The following is a 21,853-nucleotide window of genomic DNA, read 5'->3' as shown; positions in this document are numbered from 1 at the left end:
GGTTGCTGAGAATGCGTCACATGGAACTGACCCTGATCGCGATCGTCGGCGTCGTCAGCATCGTGGCCGTGGCCGCCTTCTCCGAGCGGCTCGGCCTCGCCGCCCCGCTGAGCCTGGTGGTCGTCGGCATCGGGCTCAGCTTCGTGCCCGGGGTGCCGCATCCGGACGTGGAGCCCGAGTGGATCCTGGCCGGGGTGCTGCCGCCGCTGCTGTACTCGTCGGCCGTCACCATGCCCGCGATCGACTTCCGCCGGAACTTCAAGACGATCAGCGGGCTCGCGGTGCTGCTTGTCGTGGTGACCACGCTGGGCGCCGGGTGGCTCTTCCACTGGCTGCTGCCCGAGGTGGGCTGGCCCGCCGCGTTCGCGCTCGGCGCGGTGGTGAGCCCGACCGACGCGGTGGCCGCGACCTCCGTGGGCAAGCGGCTCGGGCTGCCGTCGCGGCTCCTGACCGTCCTGGAGGGCGAGGGCCTGGTCAACGACGCGTCGGCCCTGGTCCTGCTGCGCTCCGCGATCGCCGCGATCGCGGGGAGCGTGTCCGTGTGGGGTGTCGCCGGGGACTTCGTGTTCTCGGTGGTGGTGGCCGTCGCGGCGGGTCTCGTCGTGGGTGTCGTGAATGTGCGCGTCCGCGCGCTCCTCAAGGACACCGTCCTCAACACCGCGATCTCCTTCGTGATCCCCTTCGTCGCGTACGTGCCCGCCGAGGAGTTCGACGCGTCCGGGGTCCTCGCGGTGGTCGTGGCCGGGCTGGTGACGGGCCATCAGAGCCCGCGCTTCCTGCGTGCGCAGGACCGCCTCGCCGAGGCCACCAACTGGCGCACCGTCGCGTTCCTCCTGGAGAGCACCGTCTTCCTGCTCATGGGCCTCGGCCTCAAGGCCCTCATCGACGACGTCCACGACCACGGCCTGAGCGCCTGGCGGGCCCTCGGCGTGGGCCTCGCCGCCGCCGCGTTCGTCATCGTGGCGCGGATGGTGTTCGTGGCGCCGCTCGTCGCCGCACTGCGCAAGGACGAGCGGCGCGCCGCCGAGGCCAAGCCCCATCTGGAGCGCATGCAGGCCCGGTTGGACGCCACCGACTCCGTGGAACGGAACGACGGCCGGTTCAGCGAGCGGCAGCTGAAGCGCATCAGACACCGGGTCACCCGGGTCTCCGCCCATGTGGACTTCGTCCTCAAGGAGACACTGGGCTGGCGCGGCGGCGTCGTCCTCGCCTGGTCCGGGATGCGCGGCGCGATCACCGTGGCGGCGGCACAGACCCTTCCCGACGACACCCCGTACCGCCCCCAGTTGATCCTCATCGCCTTCGTCGTCGCGGCAACGACCCTGTTCCTGCAGGGACTTACGCTGCCCGCCGTCATCCGTGGCGTACGGGTCCCCGGCGACGACCCCGAGGTGCTGCGCGCGGACTACGTCGGCCTCCTCACCGAACTCGGCGACGCGGCGGCCGCCGTGCTCGACGGGGTCGACGGGGTCGACACCGACGGGACGGGGCCCGGCGCGGTCGCACCCGAGGTCGTGGACCGGGTCCGCGCCGACAGTGTTCGGGGCCGGTCGCGGTCGTCCGAGGACGGGACGACGGCCGGAGCGGGGGAGGAGGCGCAGCAGGAGGTGACCGCGGAGAAGGGGACGCAGGGGAAGGCGACGCAGGAGAAGGTGGCCGCTACGGAGGAGGCTGCGGCTGCGGCAGAGGAGGCCGCGCGGGTCGAGGCCACGGATCTCCAGCGCGCCCAGTACATCCAGCTCCGCCTCGCCGTGCTCACCGCCGAACGCGAGACGCTCCTGTCCGCCCGCTCCCGCGGCACCTACAGCTCCCGTGCCCTCACCCACGCCCAGCACGCGCTCGACCTGGACGAGGCGCGCATGGAGCAGCTCCTCGAGGTGAGCTCCGACTGAGATCCGGGGTGGGTTGTGGGGGGGCCGGGCGGCGCGGTACGGAGTCAGCCCGCGAGACGGTCGGGCAGCGCGTCGCGCGGGTCGGTGCCCTCCAGGGCCACGCGGACGAGTTCGTGGAACAGGGCGGTGCCCTCCCAGGCGGCGCGGTCGCCGTGGGTGAGGGCGGCGATGCGCCGGGCGGCGTCCATCGTGGCCGTCCGGCCCGCGCGGGCGAAGTGGACGGCGGACGTCGACGCCCGCATCAACGAGCCGTTGCCCGCCGCCCGTTGGCTGACCTGGAAGTGCAGCGCCGCGGCCCGGTCCCAGGGGTCGCCGCCGGTCAGGACGGACTCGGTCTGCAGCCCGATGTCCTTGGGCCCGCTCGCCGCCCAGCGTTGGAAGCGCGCGAAGATGTCGGGCAGGTCGAGGCCGTCCCGCTCCAGCAGGGACTCCCCGACCAGTACGGCCATCTGTGTGTCGTCCGTGGCCTCGCCCGGCTCCCAGCCGCCGCCTCCGCACATCTCGCCGCCCTGGGAGGTGCTGGGGAAGCGGGCGGAGTACGCACCCTCCGGACCGAACTCGAAGGGAGCGCCCAGCGCGTCCCCGACCGCCGAGCCGACGACCGTCCCGACGACTCGTTCACCTCGTTTCAGCACGCGCCTCGCGCCCCCTGCGTGATGGATTCCAGGGCCGCCCGCAGGGCCGCCACTGTGTCGTGGCCGATGCGGTCGGCGAGTCGCTCCTCCAGCTCGCCGAGCGTCGACTCGGCCTGGCGGTGGGCCCGTTCGCCCTCCGCCGTGCGGCGGATCAGGCGCTGCCGGGCGGAGTCGGGGTCCGGGATCTGTTCCAGCAGGCCCGTGGCGACCAGGCCGTGCACCGCCTGGTGGGCGGTCTGGCGGGTGACGCCCATGCGGCGGGCCAGCTCCGCGACCGTCGTGCCGCTCTCGTCGAGGACCGCGAAGAGCTGGACCTGGGTCGGGGACACCGGTGTCGCGCCCGCCGCGGCCATGGCCGCGAGGAGGCCCTCGTCGAACCAGCGGCGGGCGTCGCCGAGGAGTTGGGGCAGGTTGCGGGGCGCGGGCATAAATGTCAGGCTACCTGACGTTCAGGGATTCCGGGGCCCGACTCCGGGGCCGGACCAGGGAGTCACCGTATGACCATCGAGTACGCCACCCGCCACCGGCAGGCGTCGCGCATACCCCCCGAGCCGGGCAAGCCGTACTTCGTCGAGAAGGGCGAGGGCGACCGCGCCCATCTGTTCGGCGACCTGATCACCATCTACGCGGGCGGCGAGCAGACCGAGAACACCTTCAACTTCTTCACCGTGGAAGGACCCCGGGGCGACCTCATCCCCGCCCATCTCCACACCGACACCCACGAGGTCTTCTACGTCACCCAGGGCGCCGTCCGGCTGTTCGTCGAGGACGCCGGGGGCGAGCAGCAGGAGAAGCTGCTCACCCCCGGCGACTTCGGCTTCGTGCCCAAGAACTGCCGCCACGCCTACCGCATGGAGCGGCACCACACCCAGATCGTCGGCGTCGCCGCGGGACCGGGCGCCGCGGGAATCGGCGGCACCTTCGAGCGGTTCTTCGAGACGCTGGGCGCGCCCACCGAGCAACTCGGCCTGCCACAGCGCCCGGTCGTCCCCGAACCTCGCCGATTCGCCGACGCCGCCCGGCAGTTCGACGTCACCTTCCTGCCCGATCACGAGTGGAGGACCCCGCTCCGATGACAGCCACCGAACGCCCCGTATGGGAACTGCTCCCGGTCCCGCACCCGGACGTCGCCCCGCTGCCGCCCGCCGCCCCCGCCGGGGACGGTGTCCGCCTGCTGCGCGGCGTCCCGTACGGGAACGTCGAGGGCTCCCGCCCCCTGGAACTCGACCTGTGGCTGCCGGAGTCCGGCTCCGGCGAGCGGCCGCCCCTGGTCCTCTACGTGCACGGGGGTGCCTGGCGACGCGGGCGGCGCGACGACATGGGGCTGCGCCTGCGCGGCTGGACGCCGGGGCCGTTCGCGCGGATCGCGGCGGCGGGCCTCGCCGTGGCGAGCGTCGACTACCGGCTCAGCGGCGAGGCCGTCTTCCCCGCCCCGCTCGACGACCTGCGCGCGGCGCTGCGCTGGCTGACGCTGCGCGCCGCCGAACTCGGCGTCGACACGGCGCGCACCGTGGTGTGGGGCGAGTCCTCGGGCGGCCACCTCGCCTCGCTGCTCGCCCTGACCGAGCCCCGCGCCGAGGGAGCCGACGGCGCCCCGGACGTACGCGGAGCCGTCATCTGGTACGGGCCCAGCGACCTCACCACCGCGCGCGGCGGGTTCGACCCCCACAACGACCAGTTTCCCGAGGCCCAGTTGCTCGGCGCGGCGCCCGCGGCGGTCCCGGAGCTCGCCCGCGCGGCCAGCCCGCTCGCCCAGGTCTCCCCGGACGCTCCGCCGTTCCTGCTCGTCCACGGCGAGGCGGACACGATGGTGCACCTCAGCCACAGCGAGGCCCTCGCCGCCGCGCTCGACAAGGCCGGGGCGCGGGCCGAGCTGTGGCCGGTGCCGGGCGCCGACCACGGCTGGCACCGGCTGTCCGGATCCCAGGTGGAGGAGATCTTCAACCGCTCGCTCGCCTTCGCGGCAGCCGCTGTGAACTGACCGCTCCCGCAGGGGCGTTCAGCCGGTCAGGGCCCGCAGCTCCTCATCCGTCAGGCGTACGGTACCGGCGGCCACGTTCTCCTCCAGGTGGGCGGGGTTGCCGGTGCCCGGGATGGCCAGGACGTGCGGTCCCTGCTGGAGGGTCCAGGCGAGGCGGACCTGGGTCGGCGAGATCCCGCGCGCCGCGGCGACGGCGAGCACGCGGTCCTCCTCATCGCCCCGGGCATCGGCGCCCGCTTCCTTCCCCGGGCCGGCGATGGAGTAGTAGGGAACAAAGGCGATGCCCGCCTCCCCGCACAGGCGCAGCAACTCGTCATGCTCGCGGGTGTCCAGGCCGTACTGGTTCTGCACGCAGACGACCGGCGCGATGGCCCGGGCCTCGGCCAGGTGGGCCGCCGTGACATGGGCGACGCCCAGGTGCCTGATGAGCCCCGCGTCCCGCAGCTCGGCCAGGGCGCCGAAGTGCTCGGCGATGGACTCCTGGCTCATCCGGCGCAGGTTCACCACGTCGAGGTGGTCGCGCCCGAGCTGCCGCAGATTCTCCTCGACCTGCCCGCGCAGCTGGTCCGGCCGGGCCGCGAACCACTCCCCCGACGGGTCCCGGCCCGGCCCCACCTTCGTCACGACGACGAGGTCCTCCGGGTAGGGCGCGAGCGCGGTGTTGATGAGCTCGTTGGCGGAGCGCAGCCGGGAGAAGTAGAAGGCCGCCGTGTCGATGTGGTTCACGCCGAGCTCGACGAGACGGCGCAGCACGGCCAGGGAGCGCTCGCGGTCGCTCGGCGCACCGAGGTCGAAGGCCGCGCTCCCGGTGAGCCGCATGGCGCCGAACCCGACGCGGTTGACGTTGAGATCACCGAGCGTCCAGGTGCCGGCCGCCGCCGCGGGGCTGTCGGTCATGGCGGGCTCGGGGTGCGGGGATACGGGCAAGGCGGGGGTCCTCTCGCTGTCGGCCGGGCGGCCGTTGTGGAGCTAGGGCCTGTCCGGCGGATCAGGCCGCATGATTCCGAGCTGTGCCGTCCGTCGCTGGTGAGCGGGCTGTGGTGCGTCGAGATGCAAGGCGGAGGAGGGCGACAACGCGGAGCGTTGGCAACCGACGACAACGCCGCAGATCGGCGTGGCACAGCCCGCGACCGCGGCAAGATCCGCCGGACAGGTCCTAGGAGTATGCGGGGGCGCCGGGCCTGCCGACAGCCCCGCCGGGGCGGAGGTAGATCACATCGAGGAGCGGAACGATCCCGGCCGACGCGGCGTTGGACAGGGCTGAACCCCCGTCCCCGCCAGGGCCTGTCCGGCGGGACCGGTCGCAAGGACGCGAGCCGAGCTGCGCGTCGCTCAACGACGACCACGCCGAGGCGACCGCGGCAGGATCCGGCGGACAGGCCCTAGGGTGCCCCCCATGCCGACCCTCGCCACCCCCGCGATACCTGCCGGATCCCTCGCCTCGACACCCCAGCCCCTGCTGCCGGTCGACGCGGAACTCTCCCTGCGGCCCTGGCGGCTCTCCGACGCCGAGGACGTGCGCGCGGTCTTCGAGGATCCCGAGATCCAGCGCTGGCACGTGCGGCGTGCGGACTCCGTGGCCGAGGCGCGCGCCTGGATCACCCGGTGGCAGCGGCACTGGCCGGACGAGACGGGCGCCAGCTGGGCGGTCGTCGACGCCGCGCACGGCACGCTCCTGGGCCGGGCCTCCCTCAAGTCGTTCGCCCTGCCGGACGGCGTCGCCGAGATCGCGTACTGGACGGCACCGGCCGCGCGGGGCCGTGGCGTGTGCCCCCGCGCGGTCCGGGCGCTGTGCGCATGGGCGCTGCACACCGCCGGGTTCCACCGGTTGGAGATCGAGCACTCGACGGCGAACCCGGCCTCGTGCCGGGTCGCGGCCAAGGCGGGCTTCACGGAGGAGGGCGTCCGGCGGGGCGCGGCGCGCCATGCGGACGGCTGGCACGACATGCATGTGCACGCCCTCGTCCGCGGGGACGGCTGAGGCAGGGGCGCCGTCCCGTCTCACGGGACCTCGCCGCTGTCTCGAACGGCCAGGTTCCGAAGCTCAGTTCCGCGTCCGCGCCGGGGCGTCCGCCGGGGCCGGTCCGGCCGACGGCTCGGGTTCGAGGACGAAGACGGGGATCACTCGGTCGGTCTTCTCCTGGTACTCGGCGTACGGCGGAAACGCGGCGACCGCACGCTCCCACCACTCGTCCCGCTCGTCCCCGGTGATCTCACGGGCCGTCATGCCCCGGCGCTCGGGCCCGTCCTGGAGGTCCACCCGCGGCTCGGCCCTGAGGTTGAAGTACCAGACCGGGTGGCGCGGAAAGCCGCCCTTGGAGGCCACCGCCGCGTACCGCCCCTCGTGCTCCACGCGCATCAGCGGAATCTTGCGGATCCTGCCGCTCTTCGCGCCGCGCATCGTGACGATGACGACGGGCAGGCCCGTGTCCCAGAGCGTCGTCCCTTGCGTGCCGCCCGAACTCTCGTACAGCTCGACCTGTTCACGAATCCACTGCGCCGGACTCGGGTCGTACGCGCCCTCAAGAGCCACCGCATTCACCGCCATCGCCGGGTACGGATGATGTCGGGACAGTCCAGCACAAGCGTCGCGCGAAGGGGAGAGCGCCGTAGGGGAACAGGACGGCTCAACCGCCCGGCGACACCGGCTCCCTGAACACGTACATCAGCTGCGGCGCCTCGAACTCCACGAACCGGTCCGTCAGTTGCGCGCCCAGTCCCTCCAGGACCCTGCGCGAGCGCGTGTTGGCCGCCTGCGTGACCGCGACCACCTCGCCGGGGACCTTCGCGGGCGGGCCCTCGGCCAGCGCCCAGTCCACCGCGGCGGCCACCGCCTCGCGGGCGTAGCCCCGGCCCCAGTGGTCCGGCAGGAAGAGATATCCGACCTCCGTACGGCCGTCGTGGCCGTCCGGCCGCACCGTGACCAGGCCGAGGGGCGCGCCGTCCGCCGTGCGGACGACGGTGAACACTCCGGGTGCGCCCGCTGCCCGCGCGCGGCGGGCCTCGATCACCTCGCGCGGGACCGGGCCGCCGAGGTGGCGGCGGACGTCGGGGTGGGTCCACAGGGGCATCAGCACCGGGACGTCCGGCTCCTCGACGGGGCGCAGCGTGAGGCGTGCCGTCACGAGCGGGGCGGCGAGCCAGGGCTCCTGTGTATCGCTCGTCTCAGTGACCTCACCGGCCTCGCCGGCCTCGCCCGCTTCACTCATCGCCCGGCTCCGCCCACAGCGACCGCACATGCCCCAGGTGCCGGGTGATGCACTTCTCCGCGCCCTCCGCGTCCCCGGCCAGCATCAGGTCGAGGAGTTCGATGTGCTCCTCGGCGGACGGGACGAGCTGGTCGCGTTCGTCGAGGCCCGTCAGGCCGTACAGGCGGGAGCGCTTGCGCAGGTCGCCGACCGTCTCGACGAGGCGGGCGTTGCCGCCGAGCGCGAGCAGCGAGAGGTGGAACTGGCGGTCCGCGTCCAGGTAGCCGATCAGGTCGTGGTCGCGGGCGGCGCGCACGATCTCCTCGGCGACCGGGCGCAGCGCCTCCAGGTCCTCGCGGGCGGCGCCGCGCGTGATCCGCCCGATCATGGGCACCTCGATGAGCAGCCGGATCTCCGTGTACTGGTCGAGGTCCCCCTCGTCGACCTCCGTGACGCGAAATCCCTTGTTCCGTACGGGTTCCACGAGGCCCTCGCGGGCCAGGTCCAGCATCGCCTCGCGCACCGGCGTCGCGGAGATGCCGAAGTCCTCCGCGAGTCCGGGCGCCGAGTAGACCTGTCCCGGCCGGAGTTCACCGGAGATGAGGGCGGCGCGCAGCGCGTGGGCGACCTGGTCGCGGAGCCGCTCGCGGGGCATGCCCAGATTGCGCTTCAGGTAGCCCATGACGTTCCCTTTCGATGCTGCCGCCGCAGGGCCCCACCGTACAATGTCACGTTGTCGGACCGGGAAGCCTGGACCTTTACCTGGACCTGGACTTGGGCCTGGACCGCGGCCTGGGCCTAGACCGTGACCTGGGCCTAGACCAGGAAGCCTTGCGGGAACGGGTCGTCGGGGTCGAGGAAGTACTGGGCGGTGCCGGTGACCCAGGCGCGGCCCGTGATGGTAGGGACGACCGCCCGGGCGCCGCCGACCGTGGTCTCCTCCACGAGGCGGCCGGTGAACTCCGTGCCGATGAAGGACTCGTTGACGAAGTCGCGGTGCAGGGGCAGTTGGCCGCGCGCGTGCAGCTGGGCCATGCGGGCGCTGGTGCCGGTGCCGCAGGGCGAGCGGTCGAACCAGCCGGGGTGGATGGCCATCGCGTGCCGCGAGCGGTGGGCGTCGGAGCCGGGTGCCGCGAGGTAGACGTGTTTGAGTCCGGCGATCGCGGGCTGTTCGGGGTGGACGGGGCGGTGGTCCGGGTCGGCGTTCACGGCGTCCATGACCGCGAGCCCCGCGGCGAGCAGTTCCTCCTTGCGGGAGCGGTCGAACGGCAGCCCCAGGGCGGCGAGTTCGACGAAGGCGTAGAAGTTGCCGCCGAAGGCCAGGTCGTAGGTGACGGTGCCGAGGCCGGGCACGTCGATCTTGCGGTCGAGGGCGACGCAGAACGCGGGCACGTTCGTGAAGGTCACCGCCTTCGCCGCCCCCTCCGTGACGTGGACGTCGACGCTGACCAGTCCCGCCGGGGTGTCCAGACGCACGGTGGTGACCGGCTCGACGACGGGCACCATGCCGGTCTCGACGAGGACGGTGGCCACGCCGATCGTGCCGTGCCCGCACATCGGAAGCAGACCGGAGACCTCGATGTAGAGCACGCCGTAGTCGGCGTCCGGGCGGGTCGGGGGCTGGAGAATGGCACCGCTCATGGCGGCGTGGCCGCGCGGCTCGTACATCAACAGGGTGCGCAGATGGTCGAGTTGGCCGATGAAGTGCTCGCGGCGCTCGGCCATGGTGGCGCCGGGTATGACGCCGACGCCACCGGTGATGACGCGCGTGGGCATGCCCTCGGTGTGGGAGTCGACGGCGTGGAAGACGTGGCGGGTGCGCATGGGGGTCCCTTCGGTCCGGTCCTCGCTCAGCTCTGTCCGGTCCTCGCTCGGCTGTGTCCGGTCCTCGCTCAGCGGTGGCCCTCGGCGACACCCTTCTCCGTCGCTTCCCGCACCGCGTCCGCCGCGGCAGCCGTGAGCGGGGTGCGGGGCGGCCGCACGGGCCCGCCGTGGCGGCCGGTCAGGTCCATGGACAACTTGATGGCCTGGACGAACTCGGTCTTCGAGTCCCAGCGCAGCAGCGGGTGCAGGGCCCGGTACAGGGGCAGCGCGGTGGTCAGGTCCCCGGCGACGGCGGCGCGGAAGAGGGCGGCGCAGGAGTCGGGGAAGGCGTTCGGGTAGCCGGCGACCCAGCCGACGGCGCCCGCGACGGCGAGCTCCAGGAGCACGTCGTCTGCGCCGATCAACAGGTCCAGTTCCGGGGCGAGTTCGGCCAGCTCGTACGCCCTCCGCACATCGCCGCTGAACTCCTTGACCGCCACGATGCTGCCCTCGTCGTGGAGCCCGGCCAGGAGCGCGGGCGTGAGGTCGACCTTCGTGTCGATGGGGTTGTTGTACGCGACGACGGGCAGTCCGGCCGAGGCCACCTCGGCGTAGTGGGCGCGGACGGCGGCCTCGTCGGCGCGGTAGGCGTTGGGCGGCAGCAGCAGGACGCTGCCGCAGCCCGCCTCGGCCGCCTGTTCGGTCCAGCGGCGGGACTCGGCGCTGCCGTACGCGGCGACGCCCGGCATCACCCGGGCCCCGTCCCCGGCGGCGGCGACGGCGGTGCGCACGACCTGGGCGCGTTCGGCCTCGGTGAGCGTCTGGTACTCGCCGAGCGAGCCGTTGGGCACGACGCCGTCGCAGCCGTGGTCGATCAGCCACCGCACATGGGTGGCATAGGCGTCGTGGTCGACGGAGAGGTCCGCGCGCAGCGGCAGGGCGGTGGCGACCATGATGCCGCGCCAGGGTCGGTCGGCGGTCCAGAGGGGAACGTTCATGTGCGGGGCCGTCCTTCTGTGATGGGGGCGGTGACCTTCGGTGTCGGGGGGGGGAGCTTCGATGTTTGGGGGGAGTGACATTCGATGTCGGGAGGGGGAGGCAGAGATCGGTGCGGACTACTGCTCACGTTGTCTCTCTTCGCCCAACTCGCCTCCCTCCTCGGCCTCTTGAGGGAGTTCGGCGAGAGCTGCCAGCGGGACGGGCACCGCGAAGGGGCGGCGCTCGGGCGAGGAGGGAGCCACGTCCTGCTGGGCGCTGAGGCAGGCGACGGCCGCCCCGCACAAGCGGCCCTGGCACCAGCCCATGCCCGCCCGGGTGAGCAGCTTCACGGTGCGCGCGTCGCGGGCACCGAGATCGGCGACGGCCTCGCGGACGCGGCCCGCGGTGACCTCTTCGCAGCGGCAGACGTCCGTGGCGTCGTCGAGCCAGTGGGTCCAGCCGGGGCCGGGCGCGTGGGCGGCGGTCATGGTCTCGGCGAAGGCCCGCATGTGGGTGCGGCGGGCGAGCAGCGTGCGCACCCGGGGCCCTGCGGCGAGGGCGGGGCGGCCGCGCAGCCGGGCGGCGATGGCGTGGGCCGCCAACTCCCCCTCCGTACGGGCCAGTCGGACCCCGCCGACGCCGCCGGTCTCACCCGCCGCCCACAGGCCCGGCACCGAAGTCTGCTGGCGGGCGTCCAGGAGCAGGGCGTGGGTGCCGTCCGGGGTGCGGCGGGTGGCGCAGCCGAGCTGGGTGGCGAGCTCGATCTGCGGGACGAGGCCGAACCCGACGGCCAACGCGTCGCAGGCGATGCGGCGTTGGGTGCCGGGCCGGGGCCGCCAGTCGCGGTCGAGGCGGCTGACGGTGACGGCCTCCACGCGGTCGGTGCCGTGCACCTGGGTGACGGCGCTGCGCGGGTACGGGCGGATGCGGTGGCGCAGCAGCGCGGCGGCGTGCCCGGCGGACTCGGTGAGCTTGTCGGGGTTGGCGGCGAGGGTGCGGGGGTGGCGGGCGTAGCGCTCGTAGCCCGTGGCCTCGACGAGGGCCGGGACGCGGGCTCCGGCGGCGGCGAGCGAGGTGGCCACGGCGAGCAGGAGCGGCCCGCTGCCCGCCACGACGACGCGCTTCCCGGGCAGGACGAGGTGGGACTTGAGCATGGCCTGCGCTCCCCCGGCGCCCACGACGCCGGGCACCGTCCAGCCGGGGAAGGGGAGTTGGCGTTCGTAAGTCCCGGTCGCGAGCAGCACCGCGCGGGCCCTGACCCGCACGGGCCGCTCCGCCGCCGGGTCGCCGTCGGTCCCGGCGAGCGCGTGCACGCTCCACTGCCGGCGCGCGCCCAGCCGGCGGTCCTCGGTGTCGCGGGTGACGGTCCACACCTGGTGCCCGGCGAGGTGCCGGAGGCCGGTAGCGTCCCGTACGCGCCGCAGCAGGTCGTCGAAGGCGGGCCAGCCGTGTCGTGGCGGTCCGAGGGCGGGGTCCGGGTGCCGGTAGAACTGGCCTCCGAGCCGGGGCGAGGAGTCCAACAGGGCGACGGTGAGGCCGAGTTCGGCGGCGGTGGCGGCCCCGGCGAGCCCGGCGGCGCCCGCGCCGATGACCGCGAGGTCGACGGCGAGGTCATCGGCCAGGGCATCGGCGCGGCCGTCGGCGATGCCCCCTCCCCCGTCACGCGCCGGGCGTGCCATGACCGTGCCCTTCCTGAGTGGTGACCTCGGTGCCGGGACGGACGGGGACCAGGCAGGCCCGCAGGTTGGGGCGGCCGTCGATGGTGGCCAGGCAGTCGTGGCAGTGGCCGATGCCGCAGAAGGCGCCGCGCGGGCGGCCGCCGTGGCGGGTGGTGCGCCAGGCGAGGATGCCCGCCGCCCACAGCGCGGCGGCCACCGACTGACCGGGCCCGGCGGTCAGGGTGCGGCCGTCGAAGGTGAACGGGACGGGTTCGCCGCAGGGCTCCGAGGGGGTGCGGGCAGCCACCGCGGGGCCTCCTTTCGCTGGGGGACGTCACTGGGAGGGGCGACAGCCGCCGTGCTGCGGCGGCCGGGTCTCAGGCGGCCGGGTCTCAGGCCGCCGAAGTGAAGCGTTCAGGCCGGAACGGGCCCGCGTCCAGGGGCGGTTCGGCCCCGGTGAGCCAGCGCGCGATGAGCAGCCCGGTCGCCGGGGCGAGCCCGATGCCCGCGCCCTCGTGCCCGCAGGCGTGCAGCAGCCCGGGCAGGCGCGGGTCGGGGCCGATCGCGGGCAGGTGGTCGGGCAGATAGGGGCGGAATCCGGCGTACGTGCGCAGCGCCCGCACCCGGGCGAGGGCGGGGAAGAGCCGGGTGGCCTGGGCGGCGAGGCGGCTGAGCGCGGCCGTGGACAGCGTGCGGTCGAAGCCGACGCGCTCGCGGCTGGCGCCGATGAGGACGGGGCCCGCGGGGGTGCCCTCGACGACGGCGGAGGTCTGCAGCGCCGCGGAGTCGCTGGCCACGTCGCTCACATAGTCGGCGGCGTACACCTTGTGCCGGACCAGCCGGGGCAGTGGCTCGGTGACCAGGACGAACCCGCGGCGGGGCCGCACCGGCAGGGCCACGCCCGCGAGTTGGGCGAGCTCGCCGCCCCAGGTGCCCGCGGCGTTGACGACGGCGGGCGCGTGCATCTCGCCGACGGGGGTGCGCACCCCGCATATGCGTCCGTCGGGTCCGGTGAGCAGCCCGGTGACCTCCTTGCCCAGGCGCAGCCGCACCCTCGGCCCGGCGGCGCGCAGCAGGTGCGCGGCGGCGAGGGCGGGCTGGACCTGGGCGTCCTGCGGGTAGTGGAAGCCGCCCGCGAGGTCGGGCGCGAGGTGGGGTTCGGCCTCGTGGAGCCGGTCGGCGGGCACCTCGACGGCGGTGACGCCCGCCGCGCGCTGGGCGGCGGCGAAGTCGCACAGGGCGCTCATGCTGCCGTAGTCGGCCGCGACGACGAGGCCGCCCTTCTCCTCGTACTCGATGCGCGGCGGCAGGACGGTGGCGAGCTCGCGCCACAACCGGCAGGAGAGCAGGGCGAGTTCGAGCTCGGCACCGGGCTGTTTGTCGGAGACCAGGAGGTTGCCCTCACCGGAGCCGGTGGTGCCGCCCGCGACGGGGCCGCGGTCGATCACGGTGACGGACAGGCCCGCCTTGGCCGCGTAGTAGGCACAGGCGGCGCCGATCACTCCGGCGCCGACGACGATCACGTCCGAGGAGTCTCTCGTGAGCACGCCAGTAATATTTCACATTGCACTTGGCTTGCCAAGACCTCCAACACGCTCGCCCGGACGGGCACTTGGGCATGCGGGCTCTCGGACGGCTCCGTCACGCGCCGTCGAGCAGTGCCCCCCTCCACGCCTCGACGTCGTCCGCCGCGCGCGGCAGGGCGTCCGATATCAGCCGGGCCCCCTCGGCCGTGATCACCAGGTCGTCCTCGATGCGCACGCCGATGCCGCGGAGCGCGCGCGGCAGCGTCTCGTCGTCGGGCTGCAGATACAGCCCGGGCTCGACGGTCAGCACCTGGCCCTCCTCCAGGACGCCGTCCAGATAGGCGTCGGCCCGCGCCTGCGCGCAGTCGTGGACGTCGAGGCCGAGCATGTGGCCGCTGCTGCACAGGGTGTAGCGGCGGTGGAGGTCACCGTCGGCGCCGCCCAACACCCCCCATTCCACGAGCCCTTCGGCGATGACGCGCATCGCGGCACGGTGGAAGTCGCGGAAGCGGGCGCCCGGCTTCAGGGCCGCGATGCCCGCGTCCTGGGCGGCGAGCACGAGCTCGTACACCTGGCGCTGGACGGGCGAGAACCGGCCGGACAGGGGCAGGGTGCGGGTGATGTCGGCCGTGTAGAGACTGTCGGTCTCCACCCCGGCGTCCAGGAGCAGCAAGTCGCGGCGGTCGAGCGGGCCGTCGTTGCGGATCCAGTGGAGCACGCAGGCGTGGGCGCCGGACGCGGCGATGGTCTCGTAGCCGGTGCCGTTGCCCTCGGCGCGGGCGCGCAGGCCGAAGACGCCCTCGATCCAGCGCTCGCCGCGCGGGTGGGCGAGAGCCCGGGGCAGGGCGCGGGTGACGTCCTCGAACCCGGCGGCGGTGTGGTCGACGGCACGCTGCAGCTCGCCGACCTCCCGGGCGTCCTTCACCAGGCGCAACTCGCCGAGCACCGCGGCCAGTTCGGGGTCGCCGGCGGCGTCGCGGCCCGGCGGGAGGGCCGCCTCGGGGTGCAGCGGGACGCAGCGGATGCCGGTCATGCGCTCGGCCTCGGCCAGGTCGGGGCGGCGGCCGACCCAGAACTCCCCGTAGCGGCGGTCCTGGTAGAAGCCGCGGCCGGTGCGCGGCGAACGCGGGCGGAGGTACAGGACCGCTTCGTGCGCGTGCGCGCCCGCGGGCTCCAGGATCAGCGCGTGTCCCGCCTGGTCCTCGCCCGTGAGGCCGGTGAGCCAGGCGTAGGCGCTGTGCGGGCGGAAGCGGTGGTCGCAGTCGTTCGAGCGCACGCGCAGCTCGCCCGCGGGGACGACGATGCGCTCGCCGGGAAAGCGGGCCGAGAGGCGGGCGCGCGGTGCGGGGCATGCGGCGCCCGGGCGGGGGTGCGAAGCAGGACGGGGTGCAAGGAAGCAAGAGGGAGCCGACACCTTGTCAGTGCAATTTCACATTACTACCCTACACATCACATGCCCCGACGCCGATGCCCCAACTACCGTCACAACACGTGCAGTTGGAGCCCGCACGCCGACCGGCGCCGGGGTGGCCGGCAGGCGCTACTTCCCGGACGTCTCCTGCGCGATCCGCTCGAACTGGGCGCCCATCTCCTGCGCGAGGGCCTGGGCCGCCGAGAGCGGGCGGACCATGACGGTGAAGTCGTCGATCTTCCCCTCGTCGTCGAAGTGCAGGAAGTCGCACCCCTGGATCTGCTTGCCCGCGACGGTCGCGGCGAACACGAAGGCGTGGTCGCGGCCGTCCGGGTTCCCGATCTCGCGTACGTAGTGGAAGTCCTCGAATACGCGCACGACGGCCCGCAGGATCGCGGCCGTGACCGCCTTGCCCTGGTACGGCTTGAAGACGACCGGGCTGGTGAAGACGACGTCGTCGGCAAGGAGCGCCTCCACGGCCTCCAGGTCGTTCGCCTCGACCGCCTCACGGAAGGAGTGCATGGTCCCGCCTCTCAGAGACTTCATAGTCTTCATAGACAACAAATTGACTAGGTCAGTGCTCCGGACCCTAGGCCGAGCTGGTCTAATGGCGCAATGGCTCTGCGCAACGCGGTGATGGCGGCCCTCCTGGACGGCGAGGCGTCCGGCTACGACCTGGCCAAGCAGTTCGACGCCTCGGTCGCCAACTTCTGGACGGCCACGCCCCAGCAGCTCTACCGGGAGCTGGACCGCATGGAGGGCGAGGGCCTGGTCGCCGCGCGCGCCGTGGAGCAGGAGGGCCGCCCCAACAAGCGGGTCTTCTCCCTCACCGACTCCGGCCGTGCGGCCCTGCGCGCGTACACGGCCGAGCCGTCCGCCCGGCCCACCGCCGTCCGCGACGAGCTGCTGGTCAAGGTGCGCTGCGCCGACGTGGGCGACCTGGACGCCGTGCGGGCGGCGGTCGCCGAGCGGATGGAGTGGGCGGCCGCCAAGCTGGACCACTACGAGCGGCTGCGGGGGCGGATGCTGCGCGGGCGCTCCGAAGACGAGTTCTTCGCGAGCGCCCGGCGCATCGGCCCCTATCTCACGCTGCTGCGCGGCATCGACTTCGAGCGGGAGAACCTCCGGTGGGGCGAGCGGGCCCTGAAGGTCCTCGAGCGGCGACGGCGGCGACCGCAGCGACAGCGGCGGCCGGGCGATCGCGCGTAAGACCGCCCGCCGCGTTCTCCTTCCCTGCCCGTCAGTCCTCCTCCCGGCTCCTCAGTCCACCGCCCCGTCGCAGCAGCTGTCCCGCCTCAGCTGGCGGCCGACGGCCTCCCAGTGCCGCGCGTCCGCCCCGCCTGTGGCCGCCGCTTCCTTACGCGGAGCGGGGAACTCCCCCACCAGATCGTCCTGTTGGAAGACCTGGCCGCCCCGCACCACCGACACCGTGCGGATCAGGGCGTCGAAGTCCGTGAAAGGGTCGCCGTCGACGAGGGTGAGGTCGGCGAGCTTGCCCTCCTCGACCGTGCCGAGGTCGCGGTCCGCGCCGAACACCCGGGCGGGCAGGGCCGTGGCGGTGCGCAGGGTCTGGGCCGGGGTGAGCCCGGCGCGGTGCAGGGCGCGCAGGGCCAGGTGGAGGTGGAGGCCGAGCGGGACGAGCGGTGCGTCGGTGCCGAGGACGATGAGGCCGCCCCCGGCCAGGATCCGCCGGTAGATCGCGGTCTCCCGGTCCAGCCAGGCGAGTTCGTCCCGCGTCGGCGGGGTCTTGGCCCGCTGCTCGACGGACTGCACGTCCCAGGGCGGCAGCAGCCGGGTCACGCGCGGATCGCGGGCGAGCGCCGGGTCGGCGCCGAGGAGGGCGAGGGCGCCGAAGGGCGTCGCGACGAGGTGGAAGCCGTTGCCGCCGGTGTAGATCTCCTCGACGTCCTGCTGCGCGTGGCCGCTCGCGGTGATGGCGTGCCCGAACTCCAGCCGCTGGGTGGCCTGCAGATGGGTCGTCAGGTCCTGGCCGAGCTGGGATCCGGGGGTGCACAGGTGGCTGCCGGAGCGCACGCCGAGCCGCTCGTGCGCGAAGTCGGCGGCCGCCTTCATCACCCAACCCGGCGCGCGCACATACGTCTTGACGAAGTCCCAGTCCAGCGCGGCACCCCGGGCCAGGGAGCGGCGCAGGCCCTCCTCGGTGCGGTGGGCGCGGCCCATGCTGTACGCGACGCGGGCGCCGTCGAGGAGTTCGCCGGTCGACAGCAGGCGCGGGCCCGCGAGGGCTCCGGCCGTGATCGCCTCGCGCAGGCGCGCCTGTTCGTAGGAGAAGCCGCCGAGCGAGACGGCGGTGGTGATGCCGTAGGCGAGCTGCGTCGCGGTCTGGCGGCCGCCGTAGGTGGTCTGCCAGGGGTGGGTGTGGGCGTCCCACAGGCCCGGCAGGACGGTCAGCCCGGAGGCGTCGACGCGGCGGGCCGCCGGGCGTCCCGCGCGGTGCGGGGTCACCTCGGCGATGCGCCCGTCCCGCACGACGACGTCCACGTCCTCGCGGACCCGCTCCCCGGTGCCGTCCCACAGCCGGCCCGCGTGCACCACGGTGTCCTGGGTCCGGGGCCTGCGACAGGTGAGGTGCACGGGGACGGTGCGGGGTGCGCCGCCCTTGGCGTCGACGCGGCGCAGCCGGCCCGCCGACTGGTAGAGCAGCGTGCGGGAGTCGCCCGACCAGGAGGGGTGGTCGGCGGGCTCGTCGGCGAGCATCCGCGGCTTGCCGTCGGGGGTGCCGTCGGCGCGGACGGGGAGCAGCCACAGCGCCGACTCGGAGACGAACGCCATGGTGCGGCCGTCGGGCGACCACACGGGGCCGGAGGCGTAGCGGTCGGCGAGGGAGAGGTGCGGGGCGGGGGCGTGCAGGCGCGCGGCGCCGGTGGCGGCGTCGACGACGCGGATGAGGTTGTAGCCCTCGCGGAAGCGCATGTTGAGCCGGTTGCGGTCGCAGAGCGCGAGGTGCTTGCCGTCCGCCGACCAGCTGGGCGGGCCCGGGACGCCACCGCCGCCCAGCGGCGCGGCGAGCGTGCGTTCCTCGCCGGTGGCCAGGTCGCGCACCAGGAGGTTCCCGGCCAGGTCGAGGCAGGCGAGGCGGCGCCCGTCCGGGGAGAGCGCGGGGAAGACCCGGCCGCCGCTCGCGAGCTCGGTGTCCTTGCCGGAGTCGAGGTCGTGGCGGCGGATCGCGAGCAGTCCGTCGCGGTCGTCGGCGTACAGGAGGGCCGTGCCGTCGGGGGTCCAGGCGGGCGCGAGGAGGTAGCGGCTGGGCCGGGCGCGCACGAGGGCGCGCGGCCGCCGCTTGCCGTCGACATCCGCGATCCAGAGGGAGTTGAGGGCGGCGAACGCGACGCGGCGGCCGTCCGGCGAGAGCGCGGGCAGGTGCACGCCGCGCACCGGCCGCGCGTCGTGCCCGTCGAGGTCGTACTCCTTGACCTGGTACCGGGGCCGGGTGACGGGCAGCTCGGCGCGGAAGGGAATGCGGCGCGCGGCGCCGGGGTCGTCGGCCCGCACGAGGGTGAACTGCCCGTCCACGGTGAGGAGTAGCTCGTCCCGCCCCACCCAGCGCGGCGGCACCGGGGCCACGTCGCCGCCGACCGCGACGGCCTTCCCGGCCACGACGAGCGTGCACGTCCCGGCGGGCTGCGGCGTGGTGCGCAGATGCGCGATGCGGCCGTCCGGCGAGACGGCGGGCGTCATCACCTCGGCCTCGGCGCTCTCCTGGTACTCGGTGCGCACGGGGCCGGTGCCGTCGGCGGCCACGGAGGCGAGGGTGCGGGACTTGAGGGCGGGCCCGGTCGGCCCCTGCACGACGGCGCCCCGCACGAAGAGCACGCGCTGACCGTCGGCGGACCACACCGGGTCGAAGTCCTCCCAGGGGCCGGACTGGTGGGGCCCGTCCTGCCCGTCGAGGCCGGTCAGCGGGGCGAGTTCAGCGGTGTCGAGGGTGAGCACCCAGATCCGGTACGGGCTGCCGCCAACCGGGTCCCCGCTGCGTTCGGAGGCGAAGGCGAGGCGACGCCCGTCCGGCGACCAGGCGGGGGCCCGGTCGTCCCAGGGCCCGTCGGTGCGCTGCACGAGGTCGGTGCCGTCGGGCGCGAGCGTCCAGAGGTGGAAGCCGCCGCCCCGGTAGGCGCAGACCGCGAGGTGCTGCCCGTCCGGGGAGAGCACGGGGCGGGTGGGTTCGAGGCCGGGCGGGGTCAGGGCGGTGGCGCGGCCGCCGTCGCGGGGCACGGACCACAGCACGTTCTGCACTTCGGCGACGAGGGGCCCGTCGGGCGTGGCGGCGAGGGTGGCGGCGCCATTGGTGGCGGCGGTGACGGTGAGCGTGGTGGTGGCCGTGCCGCTCGCCTGTGCGGTGCGCGCCAGGGCGGGGGCCTCGGGAGACGCGGAGGCCGCGGCAGCCGCGAGCGAACCGGTGGCGGCCGTCACCGCGGCCGCGCCGCCGACCGTGGCCCCGGCCTGGAGGAGGCGCCGCCGGGAGAGCCCGGCTCTGGATGTGTCAGCACACGGATCATCGGACTCGACGGGGCGGCCGGACGGGGCGGGCGTGGTCAACGTGCCTCCAGGACGGACGAGTTGTGCGAAGCGGTGCATCGCGCGAACGGGCCGAGCGTGACACGAGGGTTCCGGGCCCGGCCCACGGCACGCAACCGCTATAGGGGGACGCCCTCCGGGATCGGCCACCCCGGCCGGGTGGGACTGGGGCGCCCAACTGGCCCCGTACAAGCGTCCGATAGAGTCCGCGACCATGGCGACGGAAGCGACGGGCAGCCCGGTTGACCTCGTATGTCCCGGATGCGGGGGTCAGGAGACGCGGCCGGTCGACGAGGCGCGCAGCGGGAAGGGCACACTGCGCGAGAACCTCAACTCCCGGCTGGAAATGGCTCCGGACACGAGCGGCGACGGCTGTCTGCACTTCATCGAGGGCATGGCCATCAGCCTCTTGATCGGCGGCGGCCTCGCCTACACGGGCAAGGAGCAGGACAAGCCGCTGTACATCGTCGGCGGACTCGTCCTGGCCGTCGTCGCCTTCGCCCTGACCATCATGGTGGTGCGTGGGGACAGCAGGGACGGGGCGGCGGCCCGGGCGGGCGAGGAGCGCGCCGAGCGGGTCTGGCGGCCCGCGCGCTACTGCTACGGCTGCACGACCGTGTTCTGTCCGGGCGGGCAGCCGTGGCCGGGGCAGCTGACGCCGGAGCAGTTCAAGAAGCTGGTGTGGACCGAGGGCGGCTACGCGGACCAACTGCCCGCCGGGGACAAGGCGAAGGACGCGGTGCTGCCGGAGGCGTGAGCAGCACGGGGTGAGCAGCACGACGTGAGCGGCACGAGGTGAGCAGCACGAGGTGAGCAGCACGAGGTGAGCAGCGCGGGGAATCAACGTCCGCCCGCTGCCGCGTTCACCGCGCATTGATTGCCGCTCCTGATGCTCACGGGGATCCTGTTTCTCCCACTCTCCACGAAGGGGAACTCCCGTGCGTCGTACAGCACTTGCCCTCATGGGCGCGGCCGGGCTCGCCCTGGCCGCCGTCGGCCAGGCGACGGCCGAGCCCGGTCCGGTTCAGCCTCCGCGCAGCGACGTGGCCGACACCGCCACCAACCACACCCCGTCCGAGCAGCTCGACGCCTACTGGACGCCGAGCCGCGTCGCGCACGCCAAGCCCGCGACCGAGCTGGCCGAGAAGGCCGCCTTAGCCGTCGCACCGGCGCCCTCCGCCGCCAAGGACCCGGCGGGCAAGCCCAGACGCCTCCCGGCGACCGCCCCGAAGAACGAGGTCGGCGCCGAGGCCAGCGTGTGGGGCACCCTCGGCCGCCTGGTGTTCACCGTGCCCGGCAAGGGCGACTACATCTGCTCCGCCAACGTGGTCACCAGCAACAATCGCGACGTCATCGCCACGGCCCGGCACTGCGTCATGGACATCGACACCGGCCAGACGTACACCAACTTCCGCTTCGCACCCGGCTACGACCGCGGCAACGCCCCGCACGGCTGGTGGAACTGGCGCTCCATGGGCTGGCGCGTCGACGACAAGAGCCCCGGCGGCGACAACGCGTTCATCGTGCTGAGCACGGGCGGCAACGGCGGCGGGCACGTCCAGGACACCGTCGGCAGTTCGGGCATCGGCTTCAACCAACCCACCAACAACTACGCGCACGCCCTGGGCATCCCCGGCGACAAGGACTACGCGGTGTGGTGCGAGGGCATGCCGTCCGACGCGCAGCAGGGCGGGGTCAGCATCAACCCGTGCAACGGGCTCTCGGGCGGGGCGAGCGGCGGCCCGTTCGTCGTGAACTACCAGAGCAACGGCGAGGCGATGCAGACCGCGAGCTACTTCGGGTCCTGGGGCCCGGCGTACTGGGCGTACTTCCGGGACGCGGCCTGGCAGGTCTACGACGGGGCACAGCACGCGTAACTCCCGTGCCCGGGGCGGGCGCAGCCAGGAGGTGTCCTAGCAGCAGTGGCCCTCGAGGCCCTGCGCGCCGCAGCACCGGTCGCAGACCTCGGTGACGGCGGCCATCGCGAGCGGGCCCGCCGCACGCTGCACCTCTAGGTCGAAGCCGTCGTCGGCGGTGACCGACGCGGGCATGAACACCTCCCGGTCGAGCCCGGCACTCACTTCGGTGATCACGGGGAACTCCCTGCCTCGAGGCGTGGCCGCGGGGGCCGGCGGACAGCGGCAGTCTGGCCCTTCGGCGCGTACGAAATCCGTGGGCTGACCGATTGCGGACAGAACCGCGGATGAACGGGCCACAACGGCGTCGGCCCGGTGACCTCTTGAGG

General features: G+C 74.0%; 21 protein-coding genes and 1 pseudogene. 7 read left to right on the top strand and 15 right to left on the bottom strand.

The window, feature by feature from the left end; all coding sequences use genetic code 11:
- Positions 1-20: 20 nt before the first annotated feature.
- Positions 21-1,892, top strand: a complete 1,872-nt coding sequence (locus ACFWYM_RS38355) for a cation:proton antiporter (protein ID WP_384847997.1) — start codon at positions 21-23, stop codon at positions 1,890-1,892.
- A gap of 50 nt (positions 1,893-1,942) precedes the next feature.
- On the opposite strand, the pseudogene ACFWYM_RS38350 reads toward ACFWYM_RS38355, so the two are convergent.
- Positions 1,943-2,524: pseudogene (locus tag ACFWYM_RS38350) on the bottom strand (ADP-ribosylglycohydrolase family protein); the annotation flags it as partial.
- Positions 2,521-2,955, bottom strand: a complete 435-nt coding sequence (locus tag ACFWYM_RS38345; protein WP_384847994.1) for a MarR family winged helix-turn-helix transcriptional regulator — start codon at positions 2,953-2,955, stop codon at positions 2,521-2,523. The pseudogene ACFWYM_RS38350 and the gene ACFWYM_RS38345, both read right to left, overlap by 4 nt.
- A gap of 69 nt (positions 2,956-3,024) precedes the next feature.
- On the opposite strand from ACFWYM_RS38345, the gene ACFWYM_RS38340 reads away from it, so the two are divergent.
- Together ACFWYM_RS38340 and ACFWYM_RS38335 are read left to right on the top strand one after the other, a co-directional pair.
- A complete protein-coding gene (locus ACFWYM_RS38340) occupies positions 3,025-3,603 on the top strand; it encodes a quercetin 2,3-dioxygenase (protein ID WP_384847991.1) in 579 nt (192 codons plus the stop codon).
- Positions 3,600-4,508 (top strand): alpha/beta hydrolase fold domain-containing protein, encoded by a 909-nt coding sequence (locus ACFWYM_RS38335; RefSeq protein ID WP_384847988.1) that lies wholly within the window; start codon positions 3,600-3,602, stop codon positions 4,506-4,508. Before ACFWYM_RS38340 ends, ACFWYM_RS38335 begins: the two co-directional genes overlap by 4 nt.
- Positions 4,509-4,526: 18 nt before the next feature.
- Here ACFWYM_RS38335 and ACFWYM_RS38330 read toward each other — a convergent pair whose 3' ends face one another.
- Complete coding sequence (locus tag ACFWYM_RS38330) at positions 4,527-5,405, bottom strand: aldo/keto reductase (protein WP_384848151.1); 879 nt, start codon at positions 5,403-5,405, stop codon at positions 4,527-4,529.
- 499 nt (positions 5,406-5,904) lie between these two features.
- Between ACFWYM_RS38330 and ACFWYM_RS38325 the strand changes: the two genes are divergently transcribed.
- Positions 5,905-6,489, top strand: coding sequence for a GNAT family N-acetyltransferase (locus ACFWYM_RS38325; protein WP_384847985.1), 585 nt, complete (start codon positions 5,905-5,907; stop codon positions 6,487-6,489).
- Positions 6,490-6,552: 63 nt separating this feature from the next.
- Here the strand turns inward: ACFWYM_RS38325 and ACFWYM_RS38320 are convergent, their stop codons facing one another.
- From ACFWYM_RS38320 to ACFWYM_RS38275, 10 genes are all read right to left on the bottom strand, one after another.
- Positions 6,553-7,041: a nitroreductase family deazaflavin-dependent oxidoreductase gene (locus ACFWYM_RS38320; protein WP_384848148.1), complete on the bottom strand. Its 489-nt coding sequence runs from the start codon at positions 7,039-7,041 to the stop codon at positions 6,553-6,555.
- A gap of 94 nt (positions 7,042-7,135) precedes the next feature.
- On the bottom strand, positions 7,136-7,717 hold the full coding sequence (locus tag ACFWYM_RS38315) for a GNAT family N-acetyltransferase (RefSeq protein ID WP_384847982.1): 582 nt from the start codon (positions 7,715-7,717) through the stop codon (positions 7,136-7,138).
- Positions 7,710-8,378, bottom strand: a complete 669-nt coding sequence (locus ACFWYM_RS38310) for a GntR family transcriptional regulator (protein ID WP_384847979.1) — start codon at positions 8,376-8,378, stop codon at positions 7,710-7,712. The genes ACFWYM_RS38315 and ACFWYM_RS38310 overlap by 8 nt, the downstream gene beginning before the upstream one ends.
- Positions 8,379-8,512: 134 nt before the next feature.
- A complete protein-coding gene (locus tag ACFWYM_RS38305) occupies positions 8,513-9,520 on the bottom strand; it encodes a proline racemase family protein (RefSeq protein WP_384847976.1) in 1,008 nt (335 codons plus the stop codon).
- A 68-nt stretch (positions 9,521-9,588) separates the two neighbouring features.
- Positions 9,589-10,497 carry a dihydrodipicolinate synthase family protein gene (locus ACFWYM_RS38300; protein ID WP_384847973.1) on the bottom strand — a complete coding sequence of 303 codons (909 nt, stop codon included), beginning with the start codon at positions 10,495-10,497 and terminating at the stop codon, positions 9,589-9,591.
- A 117-nt stretch (positions 10,498-10,614) separates the two neighbouring features.
- A complete protein-coding gene (locus ACFWYM_RS38295; protein WP_384847969.1) occupies positions 10,615-12,156 on the bottom strand; it encodes an FAD-dependent oxidoreductase in 1,542 nt (513 codons plus the stop codon).
- Complete coding sequence (locus ACFWYM_RS38290; RefSeq protein WP_384847966.1) at positions 12,137-12,442, bottom strand: (2Fe-2S)-binding protein; 306 nt, start codon at positions 12,440-12,442, stop codon at positions 12,137-12,139. The genes ACFWYM_RS38295 and ACFWYM_RS38290 overlap by 20 nt, the downstream gene beginning before the upstream one ends.
- Positions 12,443-12,527: 85 nt before the next feature.
- Positions 12,528-13,682 carry an NAD(P)/FAD-dependent oxidoreductase gene (locus tag ACFWYM_RS38285; protein WP_384847963.1) on the bottom strand — a complete coding sequence of 385 codons (1,155 nt, stop codon included), beginning with the start codon at positions 13,680-13,682 and terminating at the stop codon, positions 12,528-12,530.
- Between the two features lie 94 nt (positions 13,683-13,776).
- A complete protein-coding gene (locus ACFWYM_RS38280; protein ID WP_384847960.1) occupies positions 13,777-15,075 on the bottom strand; it encodes an aminopeptidase P family protein in 1,299 nt (432 codons plus the stop codon).
- 126 nt (positions 15,076-15,201) lie between these two features.
- Positions 15,202-15,594 carry a nuclear transport factor 2 family protein gene (locus ACFWYM_RS38275; protein ID WP_384847958.1) on the bottom strand — a complete coding sequence of 131 codons (393 nt, stop codon included), beginning with the start codon at positions 15,592-15,594 and terminating at the stop codon, positions 15,202-15,204.
- Between the two features lie 93 nt (positions 15,595-15,687).
- Between ACFWYM_RS38275 and ACFWYM_RS38270 the strand changes: the two genes are divergently transcribed.
- Positions 15,688-16,281: a PadR family transcriptional regulator gene (locus ACFWYM_RS38270; protein ID WP_384847956.1), complete on the top strand. Its 594-nt coding sequence runs from the start codon at positions 15,688-15,690 to the stop codon at positions 16,279-16,281.
- A 51-nt stretch (positions 16,282-16,332) separates the two neighbouring features.
- Here ACFWYM_RS38270 and ACFWYM_RS38265 read toward each other — a convergent pair whose 3' ends face one another.
- Positions 16,333-19,629, bottom strand: coding sequence for an amidohydrolase family protein (locus tag ACFWYM_RS38265; RefSeq protein WP_384847953.1), 3,297 nt, complete (start codon positions 19,627-19,629; stop codon positions 16,333-16,335).
- A 193-nt stretch (positions 19,630-19,822) separates the two neighbouring features.
- On the opposite strand from ACFWYM_RS38265, the gene ACFWYM_RS38260 reads away from it, so the two are divergent.
- Entirely contained in the window at positions 19,823-20,365 is a 543-nt protein-coding gene (locus ACFWYM_RS38260; RefSeq protein WP_384847950.1) for a hypothetical protein, read from the top strand.
- A gap of 181 nt (positions 20,366-20,546) precedes the next feature.
- Positions 20,547-21,485: a trypsin-like serine peptidase gene (locus ACFWYM_RS38255; RefSeq protein WP_384847947.1), complete on the top strand. Its 939-nt coding sequence runs from the start codon at positions 20,547-20,549 to the stop codon at positions 21,483-21,485.
- A 36-nt stretch (positions 21,486-21,521) separates the two neighbouring features.
- On the opposite strand, the gene ACFWYM_RS38250 is transcribed toward ACFWYM_RS38255, so the two are convergent.
- Entirely contained in the window at positions 21,522-21,701 is a 180-nt protein-coding gene (locus tag ACFWYM_RS38250) for a hypothetical protein (protein WP_384847944.1), read from the bottom strand.
- Positions 21,702-21,853: the final 152 nt, after the last annotated feature.

The organism is Streptomyces sp. NPDC059009 (assembly GCF_042740175.1).
Classification (GTDB): domain Bacteria; phylum Actinomycetota; class Actinomycetes; order Streptomycetales; family Streptomycetaceae; genus Streptomyces.
Note: the sequence above shows the minus strand (reverse complement) of the source record. Positions and strands in the feature narration are given on the sequence as shown.